The organism is Nocardioides aquaticus (genome assembly GCF_018459925.1).
In the GTDB taxonomy this organism is placed as follows: domain Bacteria; phylum Actinomycetota; class Actinomycetes; order Propionibacteriales; family Nocardioidaceae; genus Nocardioides; species Nocardioides aquaticus.
In genome coordinates this window covers 3,574,993-3,598,214 of sequence record NZ_CP075371.1, presented here as the reverse complement: position 1 = coordinate 3,598,214, position 23,222 = coordinate 3,574,993, and the positions used below count along the sequence as shown (strand labels likewise).

The window sequence follows — 23,222 nt, the reverse complement described above, 5'->3', positions numbered from 1 at the left end:
TGCGGTGACGACCCGCCCCCGCCGCACGTCCCTGCTCGTCGCCGCGCTGGTCGCGGCCCTGGCCGGGCCCCTGGGTGCCGCCGCGGCCCCGGCGGCCGCCGCGGACCCTGCCCCCACCGTCCTCACGCTGGGCGGCAGCCCGGCCCACGCCGGGGCCGCCACCACGCTGCGGGCCACGCTGCTCGACGAGGCCGGCACCCCGGTCGTCGAGGCCCCCGTCGTCGTGGAGCGCCGCACCGACGACGACTGGCGCAGGGTCGCCACCGTGACCACCGACGCCACCGGGGCGGCCGTGCTCGAGCAGGTCCTGGACCGCACGCCGCGCACCAACGCCTTCCGGGCGTCGTACGCCGGCGACGCCGCCCTGGCCGGGTCCGCCTCCGGGCCCGCGGAGGTCACGCTGCGCCGGCGGCACAGCGCGCTCACGGTGCGCGGCCCGGGGTCGGTGGTCGACGAGCGCAGCACCGTCGTGCGCGTGCAGTGGCGGACCCGGCAGGGCGAGGGCGTCCCCGGGCGTGTGGTGCTGATGCGGCGCGACGCCGGCGGGGCCTGGCGCACGGCCCGTCGTCTCACCACCGACGGGGCCGGCAACGCCTCGCTGCGGACCACCCCGCGGGTCGACACCCGGTGGAGGGCGCGCGCCGCGGGCCAGGCCTGGGTGCGCGGCGCCCGCAGCGGCGTCCACGCCGTCGACAACCTGCCCCCGGGCGAGCCGGTGCGCCTGCCGGGCGGCGCGCCCCGTCCGCGGATCGACCTCCCACCGCAGCCCCGCGCCGTCGGGGACGGCGCCAACCCGGTCGTGACCAGGATCCCGGGCGGCGTCTGGGACCAGATGACCGGGCGCAGCTGGCATGCCGGCTGCCCCGTCGGGCGGTCCTCCCTGCGGTTGCTGCGGGTCAACTACTGGGACTTCACCGGCTACCGCCGCCGCGGCGAGATGGTCCTCCACGCCGACGTCGCCGGCCGGGTCGCCGGCGCCCTGGGGGCGATGTACGCCCGGCAGCTGCCGATCCGCGCCATGTACCGCGTCGACCGGTTCGGCTGGTCGGCGCGCGTGCGCGGGGGCGACGACCACGCCTCGATGGCGGCCGACAACACCTCCGCCTTCAACTGCCGCGACGTCGTGAACCGTCCGGGCATCCGCTCGCCGCACTCCTACGGCCGCTCGGTCGACATCAACCCGTGGGAGAACCCGTACCGCTCGGCGACCGGGCTGGTGCCCAACACCTGGTGGCAGTCGCGCACCCACCCGCGGGTGGCGTGGCGCTCCTCGCAGCACCCGGTGGTCTCGACCCTGGCCGCACGGGGTCTGCGCTGGACCTACGGGACGAGCGACAACCACCACTTCGACGCCCGCCCGGCCGGGATGGCACGGCCGCTGCCGGCGCCCGACTGCGGCCCGGTGGCCTGCGAGTGACGTCGGGGTGCGTGTTCTGCGCGGTGGTGGCCGGGGAGTCCCCGGCCGACGTCGTGCTGGACGAGCCCGACCTGCTGGGGTTCCTGGACCGGCGCCCGGTGTTCAAGGGCCACGTGCTGCTGGTGCCCCGCACCCACGTCGAGACGCTGCCCGACCTGCCGGCGTCGCTGCGCGACCCGTTCCTGGAGGCCGCCCAGCGGCTGGCGACCGCGGTGGTCGAGGGCCTCGGCGCCCAGGGCAGCTTCGTGGCCATGAACAACACGGTGAGCCAGTCGGTGCCCCACCTGCACCTGCACGTCGTGCCCCGGACGAAGGGCGACGGTCTGCGCGGGTTCTTCTGGCCCCGGACCCGCTACGAGGACGGCGAGGCGCCGACGTACGCCGCCCGCCTCCGCGAGACCCTCCCCGGGCCGGTCACGGGCGGGGACTAAGGTCGGTCGCGGCCGAGGTTACCGATCAGTCACCTCGCCCACCGCCGGCTGGAGCACCAGCTGGGCCCCCCAGCACCAGGAGGAGATCAACATGGGTCGATTCGACGGGCGTGTCGCCGTCGTCACCGGAGCCGCCCGCGGGATCGGGTTCGGCACCGCCGTCCGCTTCGCCGAGGAGGGCGCCTCGGTCGCGATCGTCGACCTCGACGAGGCCGCCGCCGTCGACGCGGCCGGCCGGCTGCCGCTGGTCGAGGGCGCCAGGGCCGTCGGGATCGGCTGCGACGTCAGCGACGCCGCCGCCGTCGACGCCGCCGTGGCGCGCACGGTCGCCGAGCTCGGCGGGCTGCACATCCTGGTCAACAACGCCGGGATCACCCGCGACAACCTGCTGTTCAAGATGTCCGAGCTCGACTGGGACCTCGTGATGAACGTGCACCTCAAGGGCGCGTTCCTGATGACCAAGGCCGCCCAGGCCCACTTCGTGGAGCAGAAGTACGGCAAGGTCGTGTGCCTGTCCAGCGTCTCGGCGCTCGGCAACCGCGGCCAGGCGAACTACTCGGCGGCCAAGATGGGCATCCAGGGCTTCGTGCGCACCCTCGGCATCGAGCTCGGCCGCTACGGCGTGAACGCCAACGCGGTCGCCCCGGGCTTCATCGCCTCGGAGATGACCGACGCCACCGCCACCCGGGTGGGGATGAGCGTGGAGGACTTCCGCGCCGCCGCCGCCGACCGCAACCCGGTCAAGCGCGTCGGGTTCCCCGAGGACATCGCCGCGGCGGTCGCGTTCCTGTGCAGCGACGAGTCGTCCTACATCACCGGTCAGACGATCTACGTCGACGGTGGCGCCAAGCTCGTCAGCTGACCCCGGTCGGCGAGCGGCCCCGCCGGGCGGGCGTCCCGGCGGCACCTGGCACCGGCCCGGGCGCGCCTGCGCGCGCCCGGGCGGGGCCGGGCGACACTGGTGGGGCCGTCACGCCCCACCGATCGGAGCCCCCCGTGCGCCCCACCCGTCTCCTGCTGACCGCCGCCGTGTCCGGGAGCCTGCTGCTCTCGGGCTGCGGAGGTGGTGACGAGCCCTCGGAGGAGGCCTCGCCGGCCGACGTCGCCGAGGGCACCTCGCTGGAGCAGCTGCAGACCTGGCCGCTCACCGGCGAGCGCGTCGGAGGCGAGGGCACCGCCGAGAAGGACCGGCCCGTGCTCGTGGTGAAGATGGACAACACCTCCTCCGCCGCCCCGCAGCTCGGCCTCTCGAAGGCCGACCTGGTGGTGGAGGAGCTCGTCGAGGGCGGCAGCACCCGGCTGGCGGCGTTCTTCTACGAGGCGCTGCCCGACAAGGTCGGGCCGGTGCGGTCGATGCGCGCCACCGACATCGGGATCGTGCAGCCGGTCGGGGCGGCCGTCGTGACCAGCGGTGCCGCCTCGCAGACCGTCGCACGGATGGTGGACGCCGGGGTGACCTTCTTCAACGAGGGTGCGCCCGGGATGTCGCGCGACACCGCCCGCTCCGCGCCGTACAACCTCTTCGACGACCTGACGGTGACCGCTAAGGAGGTCGAGGGGAAGACCGCCCGCCCCGACGACTACCTCGACTGGGGCAGCGCCGACGACCTGCCGCAGGGGCGCCCGGCGGCCGCCTTCTCGGCGGTCTTCTCCGCCGGCCACACCACCGACTGGCGTTCCACGCCGGACGGCTACGTCAACGACAACACCTTCGCCGCCGACGGCGACGAGTTCCCGGCGCAGAACGTGCTGGTCCTGCGGGTGGAGGTCGGCGACGCCGGCTACACCGACCCCGCCGGCAACCCCGTGCCGGAGTCCGACCTGACCGGGACCGGCCCGGCCGCCCTGTTCCACGACGGCAGGATGGTCGAGGGCACCTGGAGCAAGTCCGCCCTGGACGCGCCCGTCGAGCTCACCACCGGGACCGGCAAGGCCGAGGAGACCCTCGAGGTCCCGGCCGGCCACACCTGGATCGAGCTGGTGCCGCAGCAGGGCGGCGACCTGAGGGTCGGCGGCTGACCGGACGGCCGGGGTCGGCCCGGGTCAGCCCGGGTCAGCCCGGGTCGGCCGGGTCGACCAGGCGCAGCCGGGTCAGCACCTCGGGCACGGGGACGTCGGTCTCGGCGAGGATCCGGAACCCTGCCAGGATGAAGCCGATGGCGCCCTCGACCCGGGCGGCCGCGGCCTCCTTGTCGCCGGCCCCGGCGACCTCCTCGCCCGCCGAGACCACCGCGCCGAAGAAGATCCGGGCGAAGGTCTGGACCGTCTCCTCGTCGAGCTGCCAGGCGCCGGCGCCGACCATCGCGGCGACGAGGTCGACCACCGTGGCGAAGGTCGAGCGCTCCTCCTGCTCGCGGTAGCGCTCGCGACCCAGGACGGCCGGGCCCTCGAGGATCACCACCCTGCGGTAGCGCTCCTCCTGCACGACGTCGAGGAACACCCGCAGCCCCGCCTGGGCGGCCTCCCACGGGTCCTCGTGGGCGGCCACGGCCGCGCGGACGCGGGCGCTGGCGTCGTCGGCGACCCGCTCGAAGACGGCCTCGAACAGCGCGACCTTGCCGTCGAAGTGGTGGTAGAGCGCCCCCTTGGTGACCGCGGCCCCGGCCACCACCTGGTCCAGCGACGTCGCGGCGAAGCCCTGCACCGAGAAGAGACCCTCGGCCACGTCGACGAGCTTCAGCTTGGTCGAGGCGGAGTACTGCTGACGCCGGGTGCCCGGGACCCTCGGCACGCCGGGCAGCGTGGGGGTGAGCTTGGAGACCGGTGACCGAGGCATCGCTCCAGTCTAGGACGCCGGCGTGGCGCGGATCACGGCCCGTTGTCGGCGGGATCACGCCCGGTACGGCCGTCGGGGTGGGTCTCGTCCCGGGACCGCCGCATACTCTGAGTACGTACTCGCAGTATGCGAAGACGACCCCCGAGGAGCCCGCCATGAAGCAGCAGACCCCGCACCGCCGTGCCCAGGTGCTCCGCGCCGCGCTCGCCGCGGTCGAGGAGCGCCGCGACACCCGCGTCCCGACCGACCTGCCCGGCGTCGCCGCCACCGTCGGCGACGAGCTCGCGCTGCTCGGAGCCCTGACCCTGCGGTGGCACACCCGGCTGGCCGGCCTCGTGGAGCGGGAGCAGCAGCGCACCCCGCGCGACCCGGTCGGTGCCACCGAGCGCGCCTGGGCCCGCGCCGCCGACGAGATGCCCGGGCTGCGGGCCCTGCTCGACCACCACCGCGCGCACCCTCGTGACGACCGGACCGCCGAGGCGACGGTCCGGGCCACCGCCACCGAGCACGCCCTGCTGGCGGTCGCCGCCGGGCGTGCCGAGGTCGGCGACCCGCGGGCGGCGGGCGCCGGCGCCGCGGTCGAGCAGGCCGCCCGGGCCCGCCGCCTGGCCGGGCTCACCACGCTGGCCGCCCGTGCGGCCGACGACGGTGCCGCGGTCGCGCTGGCCTCGTACCGCCCGCGCCGGGGGCTGCTGGGCCGGCTCCGGTCGCTCGTGGCGGCCTGAGCCGTCAGACTGTCGACATGTCCGAGCCGCCCGTCTCCCCGCGCCGCGGGGGGACGGCGCCCGGCGCCGGGATGCTGCTGGTGGCCGCCCCCGCCCTGCTCGACCCGAACTTCGCCGACACCGTGGTGCTGCTGCTCGACGTCAACGACGAGGGGGCGCTCGGGGTCGTCCTGAACCGGCCCTCACCGGTGCCGGTCGCGGAGGTGCTGCCCGAGTGGGGCCCGGTCGCCAGCGAGCCCGAGGTGCTCTTCCGGGGCGGACCGGTGGGTCCCGACGGCGCGCTCGCGGTGGTGCTGGTCGGCGGACCCTCGGACGACCCGGCCGGCCGGGTCGGCTTCCGCGAGGTCGCCGACGGCGTGGGCCTGGTCGACCTCGACACCCCCATCGAGCTGGTCGCCGAGGGGCTGGCGGCCCTGCGGGTCTTCGCGGGGTACGCCGGGTGGGGCGCGGGTCAGCTCGACGAGGAGATCGCCGAGGGCAGCTGGTACGTCGTCCCCGGCGAGCCGCACGACGCCTTCCACCCCGACACCGGCGGGTTGTGGCGCGAGGTGCTGCGCCGCCAGCCCGACGAGCTGGCCTGGACCTCCACCCGTCCCGCCGACCCCGGCCTGAACTGATCCGGACCTGACCTAGACTGGGGCCCGTGACCACCATCGGATTCTCGACAGACCAGGACGTCCGCGAGGACCGCCGCACGGTCCCGACGGACGAGGGTGACCACGAGCGCTTCTCGCACTTCGTGGAGAAGGACAAGCTGACCGAGGCCATGGTGATGGGCACCCCGGTCGTCGCGCTCTGCGGCAAGGTGTGGGTCCCCAGCCGGGACCCCCAGAAGTACCCGACGTGCCCGGAGTGCCAGGAGATCTGGGACTCGATGAAGGACGACCAGGGTCCCGAGGCGTGAGCGGGGGCGAACCTGCCCGCACCGACCACGACGACCTCTTCTCCACCCCTGCGCCGGGGCCTTCCGCCCCGGTCGCGGACGCCCTCACCCCGGCCTGGCCCGAGCGGGCCGCCTGGGGCACCGCGCCCTCGCTGCGGGCCTGGCAGTCGGCCGCGCTGCGCGACTACCTGGACCGCCAGCCCCAGGACTTCCTGGCCGTGGCGACCCCGGGCGCCGGGAAGACGACCTTCGCGCTGTCGGTGGCCTCGGAGCTGATCGGGCGGCGCATCGTCGACCGGATCATCGTGGTCGCCCCGACCGAGCACCTGAAGAACCAGTGGGCCGAGGCCGCCGCCCGGGCCGGCATCCCGATCGACCCGGCCTACTCCGCGGGCAAGGGCAAGATCGCCAGCGACTACCTCGGGGTCGCGGTGACCTACGCCGGGGTCGCGGTGAACCCGCTCGCGCTGCGCATCCGTACCGAGCGCTTCAAGACGCTGGTCATCCTCGACGAGGTGCACCACGCCGCCGACGCGCTGTCGTGGGGCGAGGGCGTGCAGGAGGCCTTCCAGCCGGCCGCGCGCCGGCTGGCCCTGACCGGCACCCCGTTCCGCTCCGACGTGAACCCGATCCCGTTCGTCACCTACGCCCCGGGCGAGGACGGCGTGCCGCGCTCGGTGGCCGACTACACCTACGGCTACGCCCACGCGCTGGCCGACCACGTCGTGCGCCCGGTGCTGTTCCTGGCCTACTCGGGCGAGATGAGCTGGCGTACCCGGGCCGGTGACGAGATCGCGGCCCGCCTCGGCGAGCCGATGACCAAGGACCTGACCAACCAGGCGCTGCGCACCGCGCTCGACCCCGCCGGGTCGTGGGTGCCGTCGGTGCTCGAGGCCGCCGACCGTCGCCTCTCGGAGGTGCGCCGGCACGTCCCGGACGCCGGCGGCCTGGTGATCGCCACCGACCAGGAGTCGGCCCGGGCGTACGCCAAGACCCTCCGGGCGATCTCGGGGGAGGCGCCGACGGTGGTGCTCTCCGACGAGAAGGCGTCGTCGAAGAAGATCCGCGCGTTCACCGACGACGGCTCCCGGTGGATGGTGGCGGTCCGGATGGTCTCCGAGGGTGTCGACGTGCCCCGGCTCGCGGTGGGTGTGTGGGCCACGACGACGGCCACGCCGCTGTTCTTCGCCCAGGCCGTCGGCCGGTTCGTGCGCGCCCGGACGCGCGGCGAGAGCGCGTCGGTCTTCCTGCCGTCGGTGCCGGGGCTGCTGTCCTTCGCCTCGCAGATGGAGGTCGAGCGCGACCACGTCCTGGGGCGCAAAGTCACCGACGAGGACGACCTCTACGCCGCCGAGGACGACCTGCTCGCCCAGGCGAACGCCTCCGAGAAGGCCTCCGACGCGTTGGCCGACGACGGGCTGCCGTTCGAGGCGCTCGGGTCCCAGGCCAGCTTCGACCACGCGCTGTACGAGGGTGCGGCGTTCGGGCACGAGGGCGAGGTGCAGGTCGGCTCCGAGGAGGAGATGGACTTCCTCGGCATCCCGGGACTGCTCGAGCCCGGCCAGATGCGCGAGCTGCTCCAGCACCGGCAGAGCGAGCGGCAGCGCACCCGGAGCGCCCAGCGCGCGGCCCGGCCCGACCCCGACGCCGCCGAGACCGTGCGGTCGGTGTCGACCCACGAGCAGCTGGCGCTGCTGCGGCGCGAGCTGAACGGCCTGGTCGGCGCCTGGCACCACCGCACCGGTCAGGCCCACGGGATCACCCACGCCGCGCTGCGCAAGGAGTGCGGGGGCCCGGCGGCGGCGGTGGCCAACGCGGAGCAGCTGCGGGCCCGGATCGACCGCGTGCGCGACTGGGCGGCCCGTCGTACGTCCTGACCGTCGCCGCGCCGCGGGGGTGCGGCAGGCTGGGACCATGGACCAGACCGAGCCCTCGCCGCCGCCGCCCGTCCTCGCCACCATGACCGGGATGGAGCAGCTGCAGGCGATGATCGACGGCCGGCTGCCGCACGCCCCGATCGCCGACACCCTCGGCCTGGTGGAGTTCGGCGGCGAGCAGGGCTCGATCTCGGTCGCGCTGGTGCCCGAGCGTCGCCACTACAACCCGCTCGGGACGGTGCACGGCGGCGTGCTCTCGACCCTGCTCGACACCGCGGCGGCCTGCTCGGTGCACTCCACGCTGGCGGTCGGGGAGCGCTACACCTCGCTGGACCTGACCGTGAAGTTCCTGCGCGCCGTCACCGAGGACACCGGGCGGGTCGTCGCGGTCGGGCGGGTGCTGCACCGCGGGCGGCGCACGGCCCTGGCCGAGGCCTCGCTGACCGACGGGGCGGGCCGGGTGGTCGCCCACGCCACGTCCAGCTGCCTGATCATGGCCTGAGCCGGCCCGGGCTCAGGGCGCGCGCACCAGCGGGCGTACCCGGTGGGGGACCAGCGTGGCCAGGGCGACCACCGTCGCGGAGCGGACCACGCCGTCGAGCGAGACCACCCGGTCGATGACGCGCTGCAGGTCGGCGTTGCCGCGTGCGACCACCCGGCACCACAGGTCGCCCACCCCGGTGATCGTGCACACCTCGAGCACCTCGGGGATCTCGGCCAGCCGGGCCGCCACCGCGTCGTGCCCGCCGGCCTGGCTGATCTCGAGGGTCAGGAACGCGGTCACGCCGAAGCCGAGCGCCGCGGGGGAGAGGTCCGGGCCCCACCCGGTGACCACGCCCCGGGACTCCAGCTTGTCCAGCCGGGCCTGGACCGTGCCGCGGGCGACGCCGAGCCGGCGGGAGGCCTCGAGCACCCCGACCCGGGGCTCGGCGGCGAACAGGTCGATCAGGTTGCGGTCCAGGTCGTCGAGCATCCGCACCTCCAGTGGTCAATCTGTCCAGTGTGTCGGCGAACGGTGGCACAGGTTGCCGAACGGCGCCACCCTGGGCTCATGACGCTGACCCACGACGAGCTCAAGGCCGACCTGACCCTGGACCAGCTGCGCGACCTGGTCGGGCTGGTGGAGTACGACGCCAGCCGCGACCCGTTCCCGGTGACCGCGATGGACGCGATCGGGTTCGTGGTCGGCAACGCCACGCAGGCCGCGTCCTACTACCAGCTGGCCCTCGGCATGGAGCTGGTCGCCTACCGCGGCCCCGAGACCGGGCACCGCAGCGAGAAGTCCTACGTCCTGCGCTCGGGCAGCGCCCGGTTCGTCGTCACCGGCGGCGTCACCCCGGACAGCCCGCTGCTCGACCACCACCGCCGCCACGGTGACGGCGTCGTCGACCTCGCCCTCGAGGTGCCCGACGTGGACCGCTGCGTGGCGCACGCCCGCTCGGTCGGCGCGACCGTGCTGGTCGAGCCGCACGACGAGACCGACGAGCACGGCACCGTGCGCACCGCGGCGATCGCGACGTACGGCGAGACCCGGCACACGCTGGTCGACCGCAGCGCCTACGACGGCCCGTACCTGCCCGGCTACGTCGCGCGCAGCAGCACGCTGGTGCGCCCTGCGGGCGCCCCGAAGCGGCTGTTCCAGGCCGTCGACCACTGCGTGGGCAACGTCGAGCTCGGCCGGATGGACGAGTGGGTGGAGTTCTACCGCCGCGTCATGGGGTTCACCAACATGGCCGAGTTCATCGGCGACGACATCGCCACCGACTACTCCGCCCTGATGAGCAAGGTCGTGGCCAGCGGCAACCACCGCGTGAAGTTCCCGCTGAACGAGCCGGCCGTGGCCCGCAAGAAGTCGCAGATCGACGAGTACCTGGAGTTCTACGACGGCGCCGGGTGCCAGCACCTCGCGCTGGCCACCGGCGACATCCTGGCCACGGTCGACGCGATGCGCGCCGCCGGCGTGGAGTTCCTGGACACCCCCGACTCCTACTACGACGACCCGGAGCTGCGGGCCCGGATCGGGAAGGTCCGGGTGCCGATCGAGGAGCTCCGCTCGCGCGGGATCCTGGTCGACCGCGACGAGGACGGCTACCTGCTGCAGATCTTCACCAAGCCGGTCGGCGACCGCCCGACGGTCTTCTTCGAGCTGATCGAGCGACACGGCTCGCTCGGCTTCGGCAAGGGCAACTTCAAGGCGCTTTTCCAGGCCATCGAGCGCGAGCAGGAGCTCCGCGGCAACCTGTAGGGCTGGACGGCGGGACCCGGCCTGGCTTGGATGGCGGCGTGGCGGACTACGTGGCCTTCCTCCGGGCGATCAACCTCGGTGCGACGCGGAAGTTCGACAAGGCCGCGATCGTGGCGGCCACCGAGGGCGCCAGGTTCACCGGCGTCGCCACCCACATCAACACCGGCAACGTCCGGGTGACGACCCGGCTGCGGTCCCGCGAGCGGGTGCGCGACGTGCTGGAGGCGGCGTACCTCGCCGACCGCGGTTTCGCGGTGCCGGTGGCGGTGCTCACGCCCGAGGAGCTCCGGCAGGCCGTCGTCGACGGCCACGCGCTGGCCGCGACGATGCCGGAGGGCTGGGACGGGCGGGCGTACGCCTCGCTGATGCGCGACGAGCCGACGCCCGAGGGCGTCGCCGCGCTGGAGGCGTGCAGCACCGAGGACGAGCTGGCGGTCGTCCGCGGCCGGGTGGCCCACCTGATGGTGCGCGGCTACGGCACCTCGCGGATGACCAACGTGGCGGTCGAGCGGCAGCTCGGGGTGTCGACCAACCGGGCGCTGACGGTGCTGGAGCAGGTCGTCACGAAGTGGTGCTGAGCGCCGCGTCCGGGGCTGGTGGATCGGCGCCCGGACACCCCGCGCTGTAACGCTGTGTTACTTCGTCCGGTGCAGCGCCGTGACGCGTCACCAGATGGTGTAACACAGCGTTACAGCGCGCGGTGGGCGCGCGGCGCGGTCCGGGTTCTCCACAGGCGGCGCCGGGCCGGGTGCGGTGGGGTCCGGGCAGGGGAACCCTGGGGGTGTGACGACGCCCACCCTCGACCAGCTCGCGGCCCTGATGGGCCGCCAGCACGGGCTCGTCCTCCGGCGGCAGGCCGTCGCGGCCGGGATGACCGGGCCCGAGATCGACCGACGGCGCCGCACGGGGGAGTGGGTGGCGGTCCGGCAGGGCGTGTACACCGCGCGGGCGCGGTGGGAGGCGCTCGAGCCGTACGTCGGCCGGCCCCGCGCCCGCGTGCTCGCGGCGAGCCTGGCGATGGCGCTCCCGCACGTGATGAGCCACGACTCGGCGGCGCTGCTGCTCGGCCTGCCCGTGCTCCTCGGTGAGCCGGAGACGGTGCACGTGACCCGCACCCGCGTGGTCGGGGGGCGCGGCGCGACCGGGGTCACCCACCACCTGGCGCCGTACGAGGAGCGCCAGGTCTGCCTGGTCGACGGGGTCCGGGTGCTCGACCCGGCGCGGACGGCGGTCGACATCGCCCGGTACGCCGGCATGCGCCAGGGACTGCCGGCCTGCGACTCGGCCCTGCGGTCCGGCGTGAGTCGCGCGGCGCTGGAGGCGGCGCTCGTGCCGATGACCTCGTGGCCCGGGGTCACCGCCGCCCGGCGGTGCGTCGCTCTCGCCGACGCGCGCGCGGACACCATCGGCGAGTCGTTGCTGCGGCTCCTCGTGGTGGAGCTCGGGCTGGGGGAGGTCGACCTCCAGTTCGGGCTCGGCGACGCGACGAGGTCGGGCTGGGCCGACCTGAGGGTGGGGCGGCACCTGTTCGAGTTCGACGGGCACCTCAAGTACCGCCGCCCCGACGAGGGCGGTGTGGCCCGGGAGGACCCCGACCAGGTGCTGTGGAAGGAGAAGAAGCGGCACGCGTGGTTCACCGGGTTCCGGCTGGGGATGTCGCGGGTGACCTGGGTCGACCTGCGGCCGGACCACTGGCAGGCGACCGGGGTCCGGCTGGTCCGCGAGCACGCGGCCACCCGGGCGGCGTACGGCGACTCGGTCGAGGACCTCGCGGCGTACCGGCTGCTCCCGGAGGCCCGCCCGCGGGTCGCCTGAGCCTGCGGAGCGGTGCTGGCGATTCGGGCGCCGGCCGGCGCGAGCCGGGGCGAGCTGTAACGCTGTGTTACTCCATCTGGTGCGGCGTCACGACGGCCCACCAGACGAAGTAACACAGCGTTACAGCTCGCCGGTGCGGGTCCCGCCCAGCCCCGCACCCGGCCCGGCCCCGCGCCCGGCCCGGCCCCGGCCCCGGCGCCGTCAGTCCAGCCGCTCGTAGAAGACCAGGCCGAGCTCGGTGTCGTCGCGCGGAGGTGCGCCGCGCAGGACGAGGCTCCACCGCGCGTCCGGGTCGTACTCGGCCACCGCGCCGAAGCGACCCCCGAGACCTGCCCCGGAGGCCGACACCTCGGTGACGCCGTCACGGCGCAGCGCCACCAGTGCGCCCCCCGTACGGCCGCGGTAGCCCTCCACCAGCACCGGGCCGTCGGTGGCGGGCGCGGTGGCCGCGACGCGGGCCTCGCCGGTGCTCACGACCCGGTCCCGGTAGCGCCACAGGTGGCCGTCCTGCTCGACCACCCGGGGGACGTCGAAGCCGGCGACCCGTGCCACCGGCGCCGGCACCTCGTACACCGCCTGCGCCAGGCGGACCCCGGGGACGTCGACCTCCACCGGGTCGTCCAGTCCTGGGTCCTTCGCGACGTAGAGGTCGAGGTCGACCTGGTCGCCGGCCCGGGCGGCCGGCAGCAGCCCGTCCAGACCGGGAGGCAGGTCGGTGACGGACTCCGCGCCCTCGACGAGGTCGCGCGGGAGGGCGGCGCCGCCCGCGCACGGCCCCCAGGACGCCGGGACGTCGTCGACGGCCTGGACCACGACGTGGTCCGCCGGCACGCCCGCGCAGGCGACGTGCTGGACGAGGCCACCCTCGGCCGGGTCGCGGAGGGTCGCCGAGATGCTGCTGCTCTCGCCGGGCCCGGACACGGAGGCCTCCACCAGGGTGCCGTCGGCGACCTCCTGCCGCCAGGTCGACCCGTCGACGGTCAGCCCGGCGGGTGCGGCGTCGGTCATCGTGTAGACCGCCGCCGCGATCTGGCCGTCGCTCCGCAGCAGGAGGGGGCTGCCCAGCTCCTCGCGGGGGACCAGGCGATAGGTGCTGAAGTCCGCGGCGCGCTCGACCTCGGCCCGACGGTCGAAGGAGGACCGCAGGACGACCCGGTCGTCGTCACCGGCGGTGGCCCACGACACCAGCACGGGACCGTCGTAGTCCGACAGGTCCAGCCGGAGCCGGTCCTCTGCCTCGACCCCGTCGGCCAGCTCGTAGGTGAACCCCAGCGACGTCATCGCCGTCGGGACCTCGGCGCCGGCGAGGAAGCGGGGCCGGTCCGGGTCCGCGCCGGTCAGGACGGTGGGCAGCACCGCCACCGCGGCGACCGCTGCGGCGACCCCGACGGCCCCCGCCGCGGCAGCGGTGCGCCGGCGCCGCCGTGCTGCGGCGACCCGTCCCCGCACCGCGGTGGCGCGGTCGGCCAGTCCCGTGTCCTCGACGCCCTCGGCGTGCCGGGCGAGCGTGCTGCGCAGGTCCTCCGTGCCGTTCATCGGGTCTCCTCCTCCGGGCGCGGGGCGTCCGGGTCGCTCAGCTGGGGGTCGAGGCGCAGCGTGGCCAGCGCCTTGCTCGTCTGGCTCTTGACCGTCCCGACGCTGCACCCGAGGACGTCGGCGGTCTGGGCCTCGGTCAGGTCCTCGAAGTAGCGCAGGACCACGGTGGCCCGCTGGCGGCGCGGCAGTCGCTCCATCGCCTGCCACAGGTCGTGCTGGGCATCGACGGTGGCGGTCGCGTCGCGGGTCGCAGGCCGCTCGGGCAGGTGCTCGGTCGGGTGCTCGCCCCGCCACCGGCGGCGCCACCAGGTGGCGTAGGTGGTGACCAGGATCCGACGGACGTACGCCTCCTGCTGTCCCTCGACCCGGTCCCACGCGCCCCACGCCTTGGTCAGCGCGGTCTGCAGCAGGTCCTCGGCCAGCGCGTGGTCGTGGGTGAGCAGGTAGGCGGTGCGCAGCAGCCGGCTGGAGCGCGCCGCGACGAAGCCGTCGAAGTCGGTCTGCGTCGCCACGGTGCTCCCAGGGGTGCCGACGCCGTCGGCGTCGGCGGTCAACGTGCTGCTCATGCCCGTCACGACGACCGGGACCCGACGGATGGTTGCCCCGCCCGCGTGACCGGTCCGGACCAGCTCCTCAGCGTCCGCGGAACTCCGGGCGCCGGCGCGCGGAGAACGCCCGCATCCCCTCGGCCGCGTCGTCGGTGCGCAGCAGCAGGGACTGGCCGCTGCGCTCGCGCTCCAGGGCGGGCTCGAGCTCGACCAGCGTCGCGGCGTTGACCGCGCGCTTCGTCGCGGCCAGCGCCAGCGGGGGACCGGCGGCGAGGCGGCGTACGACGTCCTCGGCCGTCTCCGCGAGCGCCTCGTCGTCGACGAGGTGGCTGACAAGCCCGGCGGCGTGGGCCTCCTCGCCGGACAGCGGCTCGGCCAGCAGCGCCATCCGCATCGCGCGGGCCCGGCCGACCGCGGCGGCGACGGTCGCGCTGGCGCCGCCGTCGGGCATCAGCCCGATCCGGGCGAACGCCAGCAGGAACCGCGCCGAGCGGGCCGCCACGACGAGGTCGCAGGCCAGGGCCAGCGAGCAGCCGACGCCGGCAGCCACCCCGCCCACCGCGGCCACGACCGGCTTGTCCAGGGCCACCACGGCCCGGACCAACCGGTTCGCGCGGTCGAGCGCGCGGTGGTCGAGCCGTTCGTGGGCGTCGGTGCCGCCGATGTCGGCGCCCGCGCAGAACGCGCCGCCGGAGCCGGCCAGCAGGACCACCCGTACGTCGTCCCGGGCGACCGCGCCCTCGAGCTCGGCGGCGAGCGCGTCGTTCATCGCGTCGGTCATCGCGTTGAGCGACGCGGGCCGGTCCATGGTGAGCCGGAGGACGCCGTCGGCGCAGGAGACGAGCAGGTCGGTGGCGGGCTCGGAGCCGTCGTGGGCCATGGCCGGGAGTGTGCCACCATGACGAGGTGTCAGCCCCGAGCCCGGTCGAGGTCGAGCCGACCCGCGTCCCCGACGAGCTGGTCGTCCCCGCGAAGCCGTGGGTGACCATCGTCTGGAACGACCCGGTCAACCTCATGTCCTACGTGACCTACGTCTTCCGCACCTACTTCGGCTACAGCAAGAAGAAGGCCGAGAAGCTGATGATGGAGGTCCACGAGGACGGCCGCTCCGTGGTCAGCAACGGCTCGCGCGAGGAGATGGAGCGCGACGTGCAGGCGATGCACGAGTACGGCCTGTGGGCGACCCTCTCGCAGCAGGACTGACCCCCCACCCCGAGGACCGCCCCATGACCGGCTTCACCCGCCACCGCCGCAGCCGGCGCGTGATCGCGACCTTCTCCGGCTTCGAGGCCGACCTGCTCCGTTCGCTGGCCGGGCAGCTGGTCGAGCTGCTGCGCAACGAGGCCGCCGTGCCCGACGACGGACGCGACCCGCTGGAGGCGATGCTGGACTTCTCCGGGCCCACCGACGCCCCCGAGGACCCCGTGCTGGCCCGGCTCTTCCCGACGGCCTACGCCGAGGACGACGAGGCCGCCTCGGAGTTCCGCCGCTTCACCGAGGGCGGTCTGCGCGACGGCAAGGCGCGCGCCGCGGCCCAGGTCATCGACACCCTCGAGGAGGCCGGGCTGCCCCCGCAGCTCGAGGAGGACGGGCTGATGATCGACGTCGAGCTCGACGAGCAGGCCGCCCAGACCTGGCTGCGCTCCTTCACCGACGTCCGCCTGGCCCTGGCCGTCCGCCTCGGGGTCGAGGAGGGCGACGAGGAGGTCTGGTTCTCGATGCCCGACGACGACCCGCGCGCCCAGGCGCACGACATCTTCGAGTGGGTCGGCTACCTCCAGGAGACCCTGGTCCAGGCCCTCACCGACGGCTGAGCCGCCGCCGTGGACCGTCGCCACCTCGAGTACTTCCTCGCCGTCGCCGAGGCCGGCAGCTTCACCCGCGCCGCGGCCCGGCTGACCATCGCGCAGCCCTCGCTCTCGCACGCGGTGCGCCTGCTCGAGCGCGAGCTCGGCGCCGACCTGTTCGAGCGCGGCGGTCGCGGCGTACGCCTGACCCCGGCCGGCGAGGCCCTGGTCGCCCCGGCCCGACGCACGCTGCGCTCCTTCACCCTGGCCGCCGGCGCGGTCCGCGGCGCGAGCGACACCGGTTACGGCCGGGTCCGCGTCATCACCAACACGCTGTGGGCGATGGACCCGCTCGTGCGCGTGGTCGGCGCCTTCCGGCAGGTACGGCCCGGCGCGCGGATCGTGGTGGTCGACCCGGTCCACCGCAGCGACGTCCTCGAGGCGGTCCGCTCCGGCGAGGCCGACCTCGGGCTGGTCGGCGGCACCCCGCCGGCGGGCCCGCTGGCCTCCCAGTGGCTCGGCGACCAGGACCTGGTGGCCGTGGTGCCCCGGGCCCGGTCGGGCCTGCCGTCCCCGCTCGGGGTGGCCGACCTGGTGCCGCTCGGGCTGGTGACCACCCCGACCGGGACCGCCCTGCGCGAGTACGTCGACGAGCTGCTCGCCGCAGCCGGGCTGCCCGAGGAGGCGGCGGTGGAGACCGCCCACCTCGCCGCGGTCATCCCGCTGGTGGCGGCCGGGGCGGGCGCGGCGCTGCTGCCGGTCGGTCTGGCCGCCGGGCTGACCGCGGGCGCGCCGGGCGGGCCGGACGCCGGCGTCGAGATCCTGCCGCTGGCCGGCGCGCCGCGGACCCCGGTGCACCTCGTCTGGCGCCGCGACGGGCTGCCCGAGCTGGCCGCGCACTTCCTCGAGGTCGCGCGCTCGCTCCACGCCGACGACCGGGCCCTGGCGCGGGACATAGCCACAAACTATGGGCGCACCAGCCAACGCGACTGAGGAACGGTCGTGGTCGGCCTTGTGATCGACCTAGCCTCTAAGGGTGGGGGCAGACTGCCTCCGGCAACAGAGGGGGACCGGTGCGCGACCACGACCACGACCACCAGGGCAACGTGCTGGGAACGGGTCCGGACGAGGACCACGGGCACGGCCACGGGCACGGCCACGGGCACGGGCACCCGATGTGCGGCGGCCTCGACCACCACACCGGGGACTACACGCCCCAGCAGCGCGCCGACCTCGACCTCGTCCTCGGCCTGAACGACCGGCTGGCCACCGCCGTCGACCAGGGCCGCGACCTCACCGACGTGCTGGACCTGCTCGACCCCGACCCGCTGCGCTACATGTGGGTCGACGAGGGCAAGGGCCGCGTGGCCGACACGGTCACCGCCGCCAACCGGGTCCTCGCGCACGCCCCGGCGCTCGACGGGCACCACCGCGTCACCGCCGCCCCGGTCCCCGGCTCCACCCAGGCCTCCCGGCCGGCCCTGGCCCGCGGCGGTCGGGACGGCTCCGTCCACGTCACCGCCTGGATCGAGTGGGTCCCGGGGGAGGGCGAGGTCGTCCGCGCCCTCCTGGGCGACGCGGCGGTGCAGCCGGAGGGCCAGGAGGGGGAGCACCAGGAGCCCGACACGCTGACCCCCGGCGTCGCCGACGTCGTCCGCCCCCGCGCCGCGGTCACCGCCGACGGCACGCCCTGGGTGGTCTGGGGCTCCCGCCCGATCGGTCCCACCGAGCCCGGCGGCGGCGCCCTGGTCCTGGCCAGCGCCCACGTCGACGGCGCCTGGACCGCCCCCGAGGTGGTCAGCCTCGGCGACGCGCCGGCCTTCAACGCCGAGCTCGCCGCGCACGACGACGGGTCGCTCGAGCTGGTCTGGCAGGGCCGGGTGGAGGGACGGTTCGGCGTCCACGCCCGTCGACGCACCGCCGCCGGGTGGGGCCCGGCCACGCTCGTCACCGAGGGCGTCGAGGCCAACGTCTGGGACCCGACCGTCGCCGCCCTGCCCGGTGGCGCGGCGGCCTACGCCTGGTCGGAGTACCGCGACGCCACCTACCGCGTGGTCGTCCGCCGCCGGGACGCCCACGGCGCGCTCGCCGACCCGGTGGAGGTCACCGCCGGGCGCGACTACGCCCTGCACCCGAGCCTGGCGGCGACGACCGACGGACAGCTGTGGTGCGCCTTCGACGTGATCACCGTCGTCGGCCACGGCGGCAGCGGGCCGACCCGCCTGCAGCCGGCCTCGGCGCTGACCGGAGGCCCCGACGGCCCCGACGGCGCCGGCGGCTCCGGTGCGGGCGAGGCAGGCGAGGCCGTGCCGCCCGAGCTGCTGCCCGAGGTCAGCGCGTCGCTGCGCGTGGTCGCCGTCGAGGAGGACGGCGTACGCACGCCCCCCGGCGAGCTGGCCCCCGTCTCGACGTCGTGCCCTCGGCGATGCCGCAGCTGGTCGCGACCGACGACGGCGGGCTGGTGGTGGCCTACCGGGTGCACCGACGGCTGCCGCTGATGACCTACTACTGGGAGGTCGCCGTCCAGGCGCTCGGCGCCGACGGCTGGGAGCCGCCGACCACCCTGCGCGGCAGCGACGGGACGCTGGAGGAAGCGGCGGTGGCCGCCGAGGCCGGCGGCGTCCGCGTCGCGGTGCAGACCGACGCCCGGCTGGCCCGGGCCCTGCAGTGGACCGAGGGCTTCGGCGGACGCGAGTGCCCGACCCTGCTCGAGCACCACGGGTCCGTCGTCTGGCACGGCATCCACGGCCTCGGCACCGTCGCGGTGGCCCACGTGCCGTCGGCCGGGCCGGTGCCGACCGCGACCGCCCTGGCCGAGACCTCCCCGCTGGCCCGCACCGTGCTGGCCGACGACCGGCGCGAGGCGCGCCGCTGGGCGGCGGCACGGGGGACCGACGAGCCGGAGCGCTACGTCGCCGAGGTCGGCGACCGCCGCTGGACGCTGTACTGGGGCGACCTGCACCGCCACTCGCTGGTCAGCCGCTGCACCGCCGGCGACGAGCCCAGCCTCGAGGACTTCTACCGCTACGCCTGGGACGTCTGCGAGTACGACTTCTGGGCCGTCACCGACCACGCCGAGAACTCCTCGGACCACCAGTGGTGGTCGCTGCAGAAGATCGCGGACCTGTTCCACGTGCCGGGACGCTTCGTCCCGCTCTACGGGTTCGAGTGGACCTCGGCCGACACCGGGCACCAGAACGTCATCTACGGCGACGTCGAGCGCGGCGCCCCGATCTTCTCCGCCTTCGCCGAGGGCACCACCACCCCGCGCGGGCTGTGGGACGCCCTGGCCGAGCACCCGGCGTACCCCGCCGTCACCATCCCGCACCACCCCGGCGCCGCGATGGTGCACCACGACTGGGGCTTCCACGACGAGCGGTACGGCCGGCTCGTCGAGGTCTTCCAGGCCTGCCGCGGCAGCTACGAGAACGACCGCGCGTTCCGCCAGTACGCCGACGGCACCCGCAAGGGCACGTTCGTCGTCGACGGGCTGAAGGCCGGTCACAAGGTCGGCATGATCGCCTCCTCCGACCACGGGCACGGCGCGTCCTACGTCGGTGCCTTCGCCGAGACCCTCGACCGCGGCGACGTCTTCGACGCCCTGCAGTCGCGCCGCACCTTCGCCGCCACCACCCGCGGCGTCGTCGTCGACCTGCGCGCCGGCGAGCACGGCGAGGTCTTCATGGGCCAGGAGGCGCCGGCCGGCACCCGCCGCCGGCTCACGGTCCACGCCGAGGGGTACGCCGACCTCGCCCGCGTCGACCTGCTCCGCGACGGCGAGGTCGTCCACGAGCTGGTGCCCGACCTGCACGCCGCCCTCGACCTGCCGGCCGGCTGGCGACGCGTGCCGCTGCGCGTCGAGTGGGGCGAGGCCGAGTCCACGACCCGCTGGGACGGCAGCCTGCAGGTGCTCGGCGGCCGGGTCCTGCGGACCGACTTCTGGAGCCCGGAGGTGATCGCCGCCGACGACCGCAGCCTGGCCTGGGAGGCCACCACGCACAGCTTCGGCGAGCCGTACGGCGCCCAGCGCGGCGGTGTGGAGGTGACCCTCCTCGGCCCCGACGACGCCGAGGTGCAGGTCTGCTTCGGTGACGCCGAGGCCGGCACCGTCCGCCTCGGCGACCTCGCCGACACCCTGGCGGCCGGTCGCGACCACGCCCTGCTCGCCCCGCTCGGCCACGCCCGGCTCCAGCACGCGTACGGCGGCCTCACCTCGCTCGGCTCGACGGCCGTCGACCTGGTCTGGGACGACGCCGAGGACGACGGCGCCGAGCACTTCTACTACGCCCGGGTCGTCCAGGTCGACGGCGAGGCCGCCTGGTCCTCGCCGATCTGGGTCTGAGCGGTCGACCGGGTTAGCGTGCTGCCATGCCGACCCCCGGCTTCATCCTGGCCCTGCGCGAGAAGATCGGGCACGCCGAGCTGTGGCTGCCGGGGGCGACCGCGGTCGTCCGCCGCGAGGGCACCGACGGTCCCGAGGTGCTCCTGGTCCGCAGGGCCGACACCGGGGAGTGGACCCCGACCGGTGGCATCGTGGAGCCGGGGGAGGACCCCGCGGCCGCTGCGCGTCGGGAGACCGAGGAGGAGGCCGGCGTGGTGATCACCGTGGACCGCCTCGCGTCGGTCGGCGCCGCCGCGCCCCACACCTTCCCGAACGGCGACCGCGTCGTCGTGCTCGACCATACCTTCGCCTGCAGCTGGGTGTCCGGCGAGGCGCACGTCGCCGACGACGAGTCGGTCGAGGTCGTGTGGTTCCCCGTCGACGGCCTTCCCGCGATGGCGCCGCGCTTCCGGGAGAGGGTCGGGGCAGCCCTGGCGGACGAGGTCGCCACCCGCTTCGTCTCCTAGCCTGGCCCCGTGCCGACCCCCGACTTCATCCTGTCCCTGCGCGAGAAGGTCGGCCACGCCGAGCTCTGGCTGCCGGGCGTCACCGCGGTGATCCGCCGTGAGGGCGCCGACGGCACCACCGAGGTGCTGCTGGTGCAGCGCTCGGACAACCACGCCTGGACCCCGGTCACCGGCATCGTCGACCCCGGCGAGGACCCCGGGGTCGCGGCGCGGCGGGAGGCGCTGGAGGAGACCGGCGTCGAGATCCGCGTCGACCGGCTGGCCCAGGTCACCGCGGGTGAGCAGGTGGCCTACCCCAACGGCGACCGCAACGTCTTCCTCGACCACACCTTCGCCTGCACCTGGCTCGGCGGTGAGGCGCACGTCGCCGACGACGAGTCGGTCGACGTGGGCTGGTTCACCCTGGCCACCGCACCGCCGCTGAGCGAGCGGATGCGTCAGCGGATCGAGGTCGGGCTCTCCGACGAGGTCGCCGCCCGGTTCCGCGCCTGAGCCGGCGGGCGCAGGGGTGGTCGGGCCTCGCTAGGCTCCCTGGGTGCTGACCATCGACCGGACGACGTACGACGGCATCATCGCCCACGCCAGGCGCGACCACCCAGACGAGGCCTGCGGCGTGGTCGCCGGGCCCGAGGGCAGCGACAGGCCCGAGCGGCTGGTCGAGATGGTCAACGCCGCGGGCAGCCCGACCTTCTACGAGTTCGACTCCACCGACCTGCTCACGCTCTACCGCGAGATGGACGACCGCGACGAGGAGCCCGTGGTGGTCTACCACTCCCACACGGCCACGGAGGCCTACCCGAGCCGCACCGACATCGGTCTCGCGCAGGAGCCGAACGCCCACTACGTGCTGGTCAGCACGCGTGAGCACGGGAATAACGACGGCCCTGTGGAGTTCAGGTCGTACAGGATCGTGGACGGCACGGTGACCGAGGAAGAGGTCGCCGTCGTCGACGCGCTCCCGCCCCGCACCCCCTGATCCCGATCCGCACGAGGAGATCCGAAGCATGGCCATCGAGGTCCGAATCCCGACCATCCTGCGCACCTACACCGGTGGCGAGAAGGCCGTCCAGGCCGAGGGCGCCAGCCTGACCGCGCTGATCGAGGACCTGGAGGCGAACCACCCCGGCCTCAAGGACCGCCTCGTCGAGGACAAGAACGGCTCCGACGAGCTGCGTCGCTTCGTGAACGTATACGTCAACGACGAGGACGTCCGCTTCATCGGCGGCCTCGGCGCCGAGCTCTCCGACGGCGACCAGGTCGTCGTGCTGCCGGCCGTCGCCGGCGGCTGACCCCCGACCCCCGGACCGGACCCGCCCCCATGCGCTACGACAGCCTCCTGCCCTCCGTCGGCGACACGCCGCTGGTGGGGCTCCCGCGACTCTCGCCGTCGGCGGACGTACGGCTGTGGGCCAAGCTCGAGGACCGCAACCCGACCGGCTCGGTCAAGGACCGGCCGGCCCTGCGGATGATCGAGGAGGCCGAGAAGGACGGGACCCTTCGTCCGGGCTGCACGATCCTCGAGCCGACGTCGGGCAACACCGGCATCTCGCTGGCCATGGCGGCCAAGCTCAAGGGCTACCGGATCGTCTGCGTGATGCCGGAGAACACCTCCGAGGAGCGTCGCCAGCTGCTGCGGATGTGGGGCGCCGAGATCATCTCCTCCCCGGCCGCGGGCGGCTCCAACGAGGCCGTCCGGGTCGCCAAGCTGGTCGCGCAGGAGCACCCGGACTGGGTGATGCTCTACCAGTACGGCAACCCGGCCAACGCCCTGGCGCACGAGGACGGCACCGGCCCGGAGCTGCTGCGCGACCTGCCCTCCATCACGCACTTCGTGGCCGGCCTCGGGACCACCGGGACCCTGATGGGCACCGGCCGGTTCTTCCGCCGGGTCAAGCCCGAGGTGCGCATCGTGGCCGCCGAGCCCCGCTACGGCGAGCTCGTGTACGGCCTGCGCAACCTCGACGAGGGCTTCGTGCCCGAGCTCTACGACCCGGCGATGATCGACGGCCGCTTCTCGGTCGGCCCGCGCGACGCGGTCCGCCGGGTGCGGGAGCTGCTCGAGCTCGAGGGCATCTTCGCCGGCATCTCGACCGGCGCGATCCTGCACGCCGCGCTCGCCCAGGCCGCCAAGGCCGTCAAGGCCGGTGAGAGCGCCGACATCGCCTTCATCGTCTGCGACGGTGGTTGGAAGTACCTCTCGACCGGTGCCTACGAGGGCACCATCGAGGAGGCCGAGGACCGCCTCGAGGGCCAGCTCTGGGCGTGAGCCAGCCCACCCCCGCTTAGCCCACCCCCGCTCAGCCCACCCCGCTCAGCCCACGCGCAGCCGCTGCC

The 23,222-nt window shown here is 74.9% G+C and carries 27 protein-coding genes; 22 read left to right on the top strand and 5 right to left on the bottom strand.

Going from position 1 to position 23,222, the window contains the following annotated elements; all coding sequences use genetic code 11:
- Positions 1–4 precede the first annotated feature (4 nt).
- The 4 genes from ENKNEFLB_RS17410 (at position 5) to ENKNEFLB_RS17395 (ending at position 3,867) form a co-directional block, all read left to right on the top strand.
- Entirely contained in the window at positions 5–1,417 is a 1,413-nt protein-coding gene (locus tag ENKNEFLB_RS17410; protein WP_214056529.1) for a M15 family metallopeptidase, read from the top strand.
- An 11-nt stretch (positions 1,418–1,428) separates the two neighbouring features.
- Complete coding sequence (locus ENKNEFLB_RS17405) at positions 1,429–1,848, top strand: HIT family protein (protein WP_246535635.1); 420 nt, start codon at positions 1,429–1,431, stop codon at positions 1,846–1,848.
- Positions 1,849–1,939: 91 nt separating this feature from the next.
- The gene (locus ENKNEFLB_RS17400) at positions 1,940–2,710 is read left to right on the top strand and encodes an SDR family NAD(P)-dependent oxidoreductase (RefSeq protein ID WP_214056527.1); all 771 of its coding nucleotides are present in this window, start codon (positions 1,940–1,942) and stop codon (positions 2,708–2,710) included.
- A 134-nt stretch (positions 2,711–2,844) separates the two neighbouring features.
- On the top strand, positions 2,845–3,867 hold the full coding sequence (locus tag ENKNEFLB_RS17395) for a DUF3048 domain-containing protein (RefSeq protein ID WP_214056526.1): 1,023 nt from the start codon (positions 2,845–2,847) through the stop codon (positions 3,865–3,867).
- A gap of 34 nt (positions 3,868–3,901) precedes the next feature.
- On the opposite strand, the gene ENKNEFLB_RS17390 is transcribed toward ENKNEFLB_RS17395, so the two are convergent.
- Entirely contained in the window at positions 3,902–4,624 is a 723-nt protein-coding gene (locus ENKNEFLB_RS17390; RefSeq protein WP_214056525.1) for a TetR/AcrR family transcriptional regulator, read from the bottom strand.
- A gap of 155 nt (positions 4,625–4,779) precedes the next feature.
- On the opposite strand from ENKNEFLB_RS17390, the gene ENKNEFLB_RS17385 reads away from it, so the two are divergent.
- From ENKNEFLB_RS17385 to ENKNEFLB_RS17365, 5 genes are all read left to right on the top strand, one after another.
- Complete coding sequence (locus tag ENKNEFLB_RS17385) at positions 4,780–5,349, top strand: hypothetical protein (RefSeq protein WP_214056524.1); 570 nt, start codon at positions 4,780–4,782, stop codon at positions 5,347–5,349.
- 17 nt (positions 5,350–5,366) lie between these two features.
- Positions 5,367–5,966: a YqgE/AlgH family protein gene (locus ENKNEFLB_RS17380; RefSeq protein ID WP_214056523.1), complete on the top strand. Its 600-nt coding sequence runs from the start codon at positions 5,367–5,369 to the stop codon at positions 5,964–5,966.
- A gap of 35 nt (positions 5,967–6,001) precedes the next feature.
- Positions 6,002–6,253 carry a DUF3039 domain-containing protein gene (locus ENKNEFLB_RS17375; protein ID WP_246536038.1) on the top strand — a complete coding sequence of 84 codons (252 nt, stop codon included), beginning with the start codon at positions 6,002–6,004 and terminating at the stop codon, positions 6,251–6,253.
- Between the two features lie 131 nt (positions 6,254–6,384).
- Positions 6,385–8,109, top strand: coding sequence for a DEAD/DEAH box helicase (locus ENKNEFLB_RS17370; RefSeq protein WP_246536037.1), 1,725 nt, complete (start codon positions 6,385–6,387; stop codon positions 8,107–8,109).
- Between the two features lie 37 nt (positions 8,110–8,146).
- Positions 8,147–8,611 (top strand): PaaI family thioesterase, encoded by a 465-nt coding sequence (locus ENKNEFLB_RS17365; protein WP_214056520.1) that lies wholly within the window; start codon positions 8,147–8,149, stop codon positions 8,609–8,611.
- 12 nt (positions 8,612–8,623) lie between these two features.
- On the opposite strand, the gene ENKNEFLB_RS17360 is transcribed toward ENKNEFLB_RS17365, so the two are convergent.
- Entirely contained in the window at positions 8,624–9,082 is a 459-nt protein-coding gene (locus ENKNEFLB_RS17360; RefSeq protein ID WP_214056519.1) for an Lrp/AsnC family transcriptional regulator, read from the bottom strand.
- Between the two features lie 78 nt (positions 9,083–9,160).
- On the opposite strand from ENKNEFLB_RS17360, the gene hppD reads away from it, so the two are divergent.
- The 3 genes from hppD to ENKNEFLB_RS17345 all read left to right on the top strand — a co-directional run bounded on the left by hppD (position 9,161) and on the right by ENKNEFLB_RS17345 (position 12,169).
- A complete protein-coding gene (hppD, locus tag ENKNEFLB_RS17355; protein WP_214056518.1) occupies positions 9,161–10,354 on the top strand; it encodes a 4-hydroxyphenylpyruvate dioxygenase in 1,194 nt (397 codons plus the stop codon).
- 38 nt (positions 10,355–10,392) lie between these two features.
- On the top strand, positions 10,393–10,932 hold the full coding sequence (locus ENKNEFLB_RS17350; RefSeq protein WP_214056517.1) for a DUF1697 domain-containing protein: 540 nt from the start codon (positions 10,393–10,395) through the stop codon (positions 10,930–10,932).
- 205 nt (positions 10,933–11,137) lie between these two features.
- A complete protein-coding gene (locus tag ENKNEFLB_RS17345; protein ID WP_214056516.1) occupies positions 11,138–12,169 on the top strand; it encodes a type IV toxin-antitoxin system AbiEi family antitoxin domain-containing protein in 1,032 nt (343 codons plus the stop codon).
- A 201-nt stretch (positions 12,170–12,370) separates the two neighbouring features.
- On the opposite strand, the gene ENKNEFLB_RS17340 is transcribed toward ENKNEFLB_RS17345, so the two are convergent.
- The 3 genes from ENKNEFLB_RS17340 to ENKNEFLB_RS17330 form a co-directional block, all read right to left on the bottom strand.
- On the bottom strand, positions 12,371–13,705 hold the full coding sequence (locus ENKNEFLB_RS17340) for a hypothetical protein (protein ID WP_214056515.1): 1,335 nt from the start codon (positions 13,703–13,705) through the stop codon (positions 12,371–12,373).
- Positions 13,702–14,271, bottom strand: coding sequence for a SigE family RNA polymerase sigma factor (locus tag ENKNEFLB_RS17335; protein ID WP_214056514.1), 570 nt, complete (start codon positions 14,269–14,271; stop codon positions 13,702–13,704). The genes ENKNEFLB_RS17340 and ENKNEFLB_RS17335 overlap by 4 nt, the downstream gene beginning before the upstream one ends.
- A 67-nt stretch (positions 14,272–14,338) precedes the next feature.
- Positions 14,339–15,133, bottom strand: a complete 795-nt coding sequence (locus ENKNEFLB_RS17330; protein WP_214056513.1) for an enoyl-CoA hydratase-related protein — start codon at positions 15,131–15,133, stop codon at positions 14,339–14,341.
- A 26-nt stretch (positions 15,134–15,159) separates the two neighbouring features.
- Here ENKNEFLB_RS17330 and clpS point away from each other — a divergent pair, with 26 nt between their 5' ends.
- The 10 genes from clpS (at position 15,160) to ENKNEFLB_RS17280 (ending at position 23,154) form a co-directional block, all read left to right on the top strand.
- Positions 15,160–15,456: an ATP-dependent Clp protease adapter ClpS gene (clpS, locus tag ENKNEFLB_RS17325; protein WP_160008831.1), complete on the top strand. Its 297-nt coding sequence runs from the start codon at positions 15,160–15,162 to the stop codon at positions 15,454–15,456.
- A 23-nt stretch (positions 15,457–15,479) separates the two neighbouring features.
- Complete coding sequence (locus tag ENKNEFLB_RS17320) at positions 15,480–16,067, top strand: DUF2017 domain-containing protein (RefSeq protein WP_214056512.1); 588 nt, start codon at positions 15,480–15,482, stop codon at positions 16,065–16,067.
- Positions 16,068–16,076: 9 nt separating this feature from the next.
- Positions 16,077–17,033, top strand: a complete 957-nt coding sequence (locus ENKNEFLB_RS17315) for a LysR family transcriptional regulator (protein ID WP_214056511.1) — start codon at positions 16,077–16,079, stop codon at positions 17,031–17,033.
- Positions 17,034–17,113: 80 nt separating this feature from the next.
- A complete protein-coding gene (locus ENKNEFLB_RS17310; protein WP_214056510.1) occupies positions 17,114–18,538 on the top strand; it encodes a hypothetical protein in 1,425 nt (474 codons plus the stop codon).
- Complete coding sequence (locus tag ENKNEFLB_RS17305; protein ID WP_214056509.1) at positions 18,466–20,382, top strand: DUF3604 domain-containing protein; 1,917 nt, start codon at positions 18,466–18,468, stop codon at positions 20,380–20,382. The genes ENKNEFLB_RS17310 and ENKNEFLB_RS17305 overlap by 73 nt, the downstream gene beginning before the upstream one ends.
- A 26-nt stretch (positions 20,383–20,408) precedes the next feature.
- A complete protein-coding gene (locus tag ENKNEFLB_RS17300) occupies positions 20,409–20,888 on the top strand; it encodes an NUDIX hydrolase (protein ID WP_214056508.1) in 480 nt (159 codons plus the stop codon).
- Positions 20,889–20,897: 9 nt separating this feature from the next.
- On the top strand, positions 20,898–21,380 hold the full coding sequence (locus ENKNEFLB_RS17295) for an NUDIX hydrolase (protein WP_246535634.1): 483 nt from the start codon (positions 20,898–20,900) through the stop codon (positions 21,378–21,380).
- Positions 21,381–21,423: 43 nt separating this feature from the next.
- The gene (locus tag ENKNEFLB_RS17290; protein WP_214056507.1) at positions 21,424–21,864 is read left to right on the top strand and encodes a M67 family metallopeptidase; all 441 of its coding nucleotides are present in this window, start codon (positions 21,424–21,426) and stop codon (positions 21,862–21,864) included.
- A gap of 28 nt (positions 21,865–21,892) precedes the next feature.
- Entirely contained in the window at positions 21,893–22,177 is a 285-nt protein-coding gene (locus ENKNEFLB_RS17285; protein WP_214056506.1) for a MoaD/ThiS family protein, read from the top strand.
- 29 nt (positions 22,178–22,206) lie between these two features.
- Positions 22,207–23,154 (top strand): PLP-dependent cysteine synthase family protein, encoded by a 948-nt coding sequence (locus ENKNEFLB_RS17280; protein ID WP_214056505.1) that lies wholly within the window; start codon positions 22,207–22,209, stop codon positions 23,152–23,154.
- The last annotated feature ends 68 nt before the right edge of the window (positions 23,155–23,222 follow it).

Bases quoted from the DNA above. Each gene is read 5' to 3' on its own strand.
- ENKNEFLB_RS17400 (WP_214056527.1), top strand. From the start codon at position 1,940: ATGGGTCGATTCGACGGGCGTGTCGCCGTCGTCACCGGAGCCGCCCGC.
- ENKNEFLB_RS17285 (WP_214056506.1), top strand. From the start codon at position 21,893: ATGGCCATCGAGGTCCGAATCCCGACCATCCTGCGCACCTACACCGGT.
- ENKNEFLB_RS17380 (WP_214056523.1), top strand. From the start codon at position 5,367: ATGTCCGAGCCGCCCGTCTCCCCGCGCCGCGGGGGGACGGCGCCCGGC.
- ENKNEFLB_RS17365 (WP_214056520.1), top strand. From the start codon at position 8,147: ATGGACCAGACCGAGCCCTCGCCGCCGCCGCCCGTCCTCGCCACCATG.
- ENKNEFLB_RS17305 (WP_214056509.1), top strand. From the start codon at position 18,466: ATGCCGCAGCTGGTCGCGACCGACGACGGCGGGCTGGTGGTGGCCTAC.
- ENKNEFLB_RS17330 (WP_214056513.1), bottom strand. From the start codon at position 15,133: ATGGCCCACGACGGCTCCGAGCCCGCCACCGACCTGCTCGTCTCCTGC.
- ENKNEFLB_RS17385 (WP_214056524.1), top strand. From the start codon at position 4,780: ATGAAGCAGCAGACCCCGCACCGCCGTGCCCAGGTGCTCCGCGCCGCG.
- ENKNEFLB_RS17300 (WP_214056508.1), top strand. From the start codon at position 20,409: ATGCCGACCCCCGGCTTCATCCTGGCCCTGCGCGAGAAGATCGGGCAC.
- ENKNEFLB_RS17280 (WP_214056505.1), top strand. From the start codon at position 22,207: ATGCGCTACGACAGCCTCCTGCCCTCCGTCGGCGACACGCCGCTGGTG.
- ENKNEFLB_RS17340 (WP_214056515.1), bottom strand. From the start codon at position 13,705: ATGAACGGCACGGAGGACCTGCGCAGCACGCTCGCCCGGCACGCCGAG.
- hppD (WP_214056518.1), top strand. From the start codon at position 9,161: ATGACGCTGACCCACGACGAGCTCAAGGCCGACCTGACCCTGGACCAG.
- ENKNEFLB_RS17390 (WP_214056525.1), bottom strand. From the start codon at position 4,624: ATGCCTCGGTCACCGGTCTCCAAGCTCACCCCCACGCTGCCCGGCGTG.
- ENKNEFLB_RS17320 (WP_214056512.1), top strand. From the start codon at position 15,480: ATGACCGGCTTCACCCGCCACCGCCGCAGCCGGCGCGTGATCGCGACC.
- ENKNEFLB_RS17335 (WP_214056514.1), bottom strand. From the start codon at position 14,271: ATGAGCAGCACGTTGACCGCCGACGCCGACGGCGTCGGCACCCCTGGG.
- ENKNEFLB_RS17360 (WP_214056519.1), bottom strand. From the start codon at position 9,082: ATGCTCGACGACCTGGACCGCAACCTGATCGACCTGTTCGCCGCCGAG.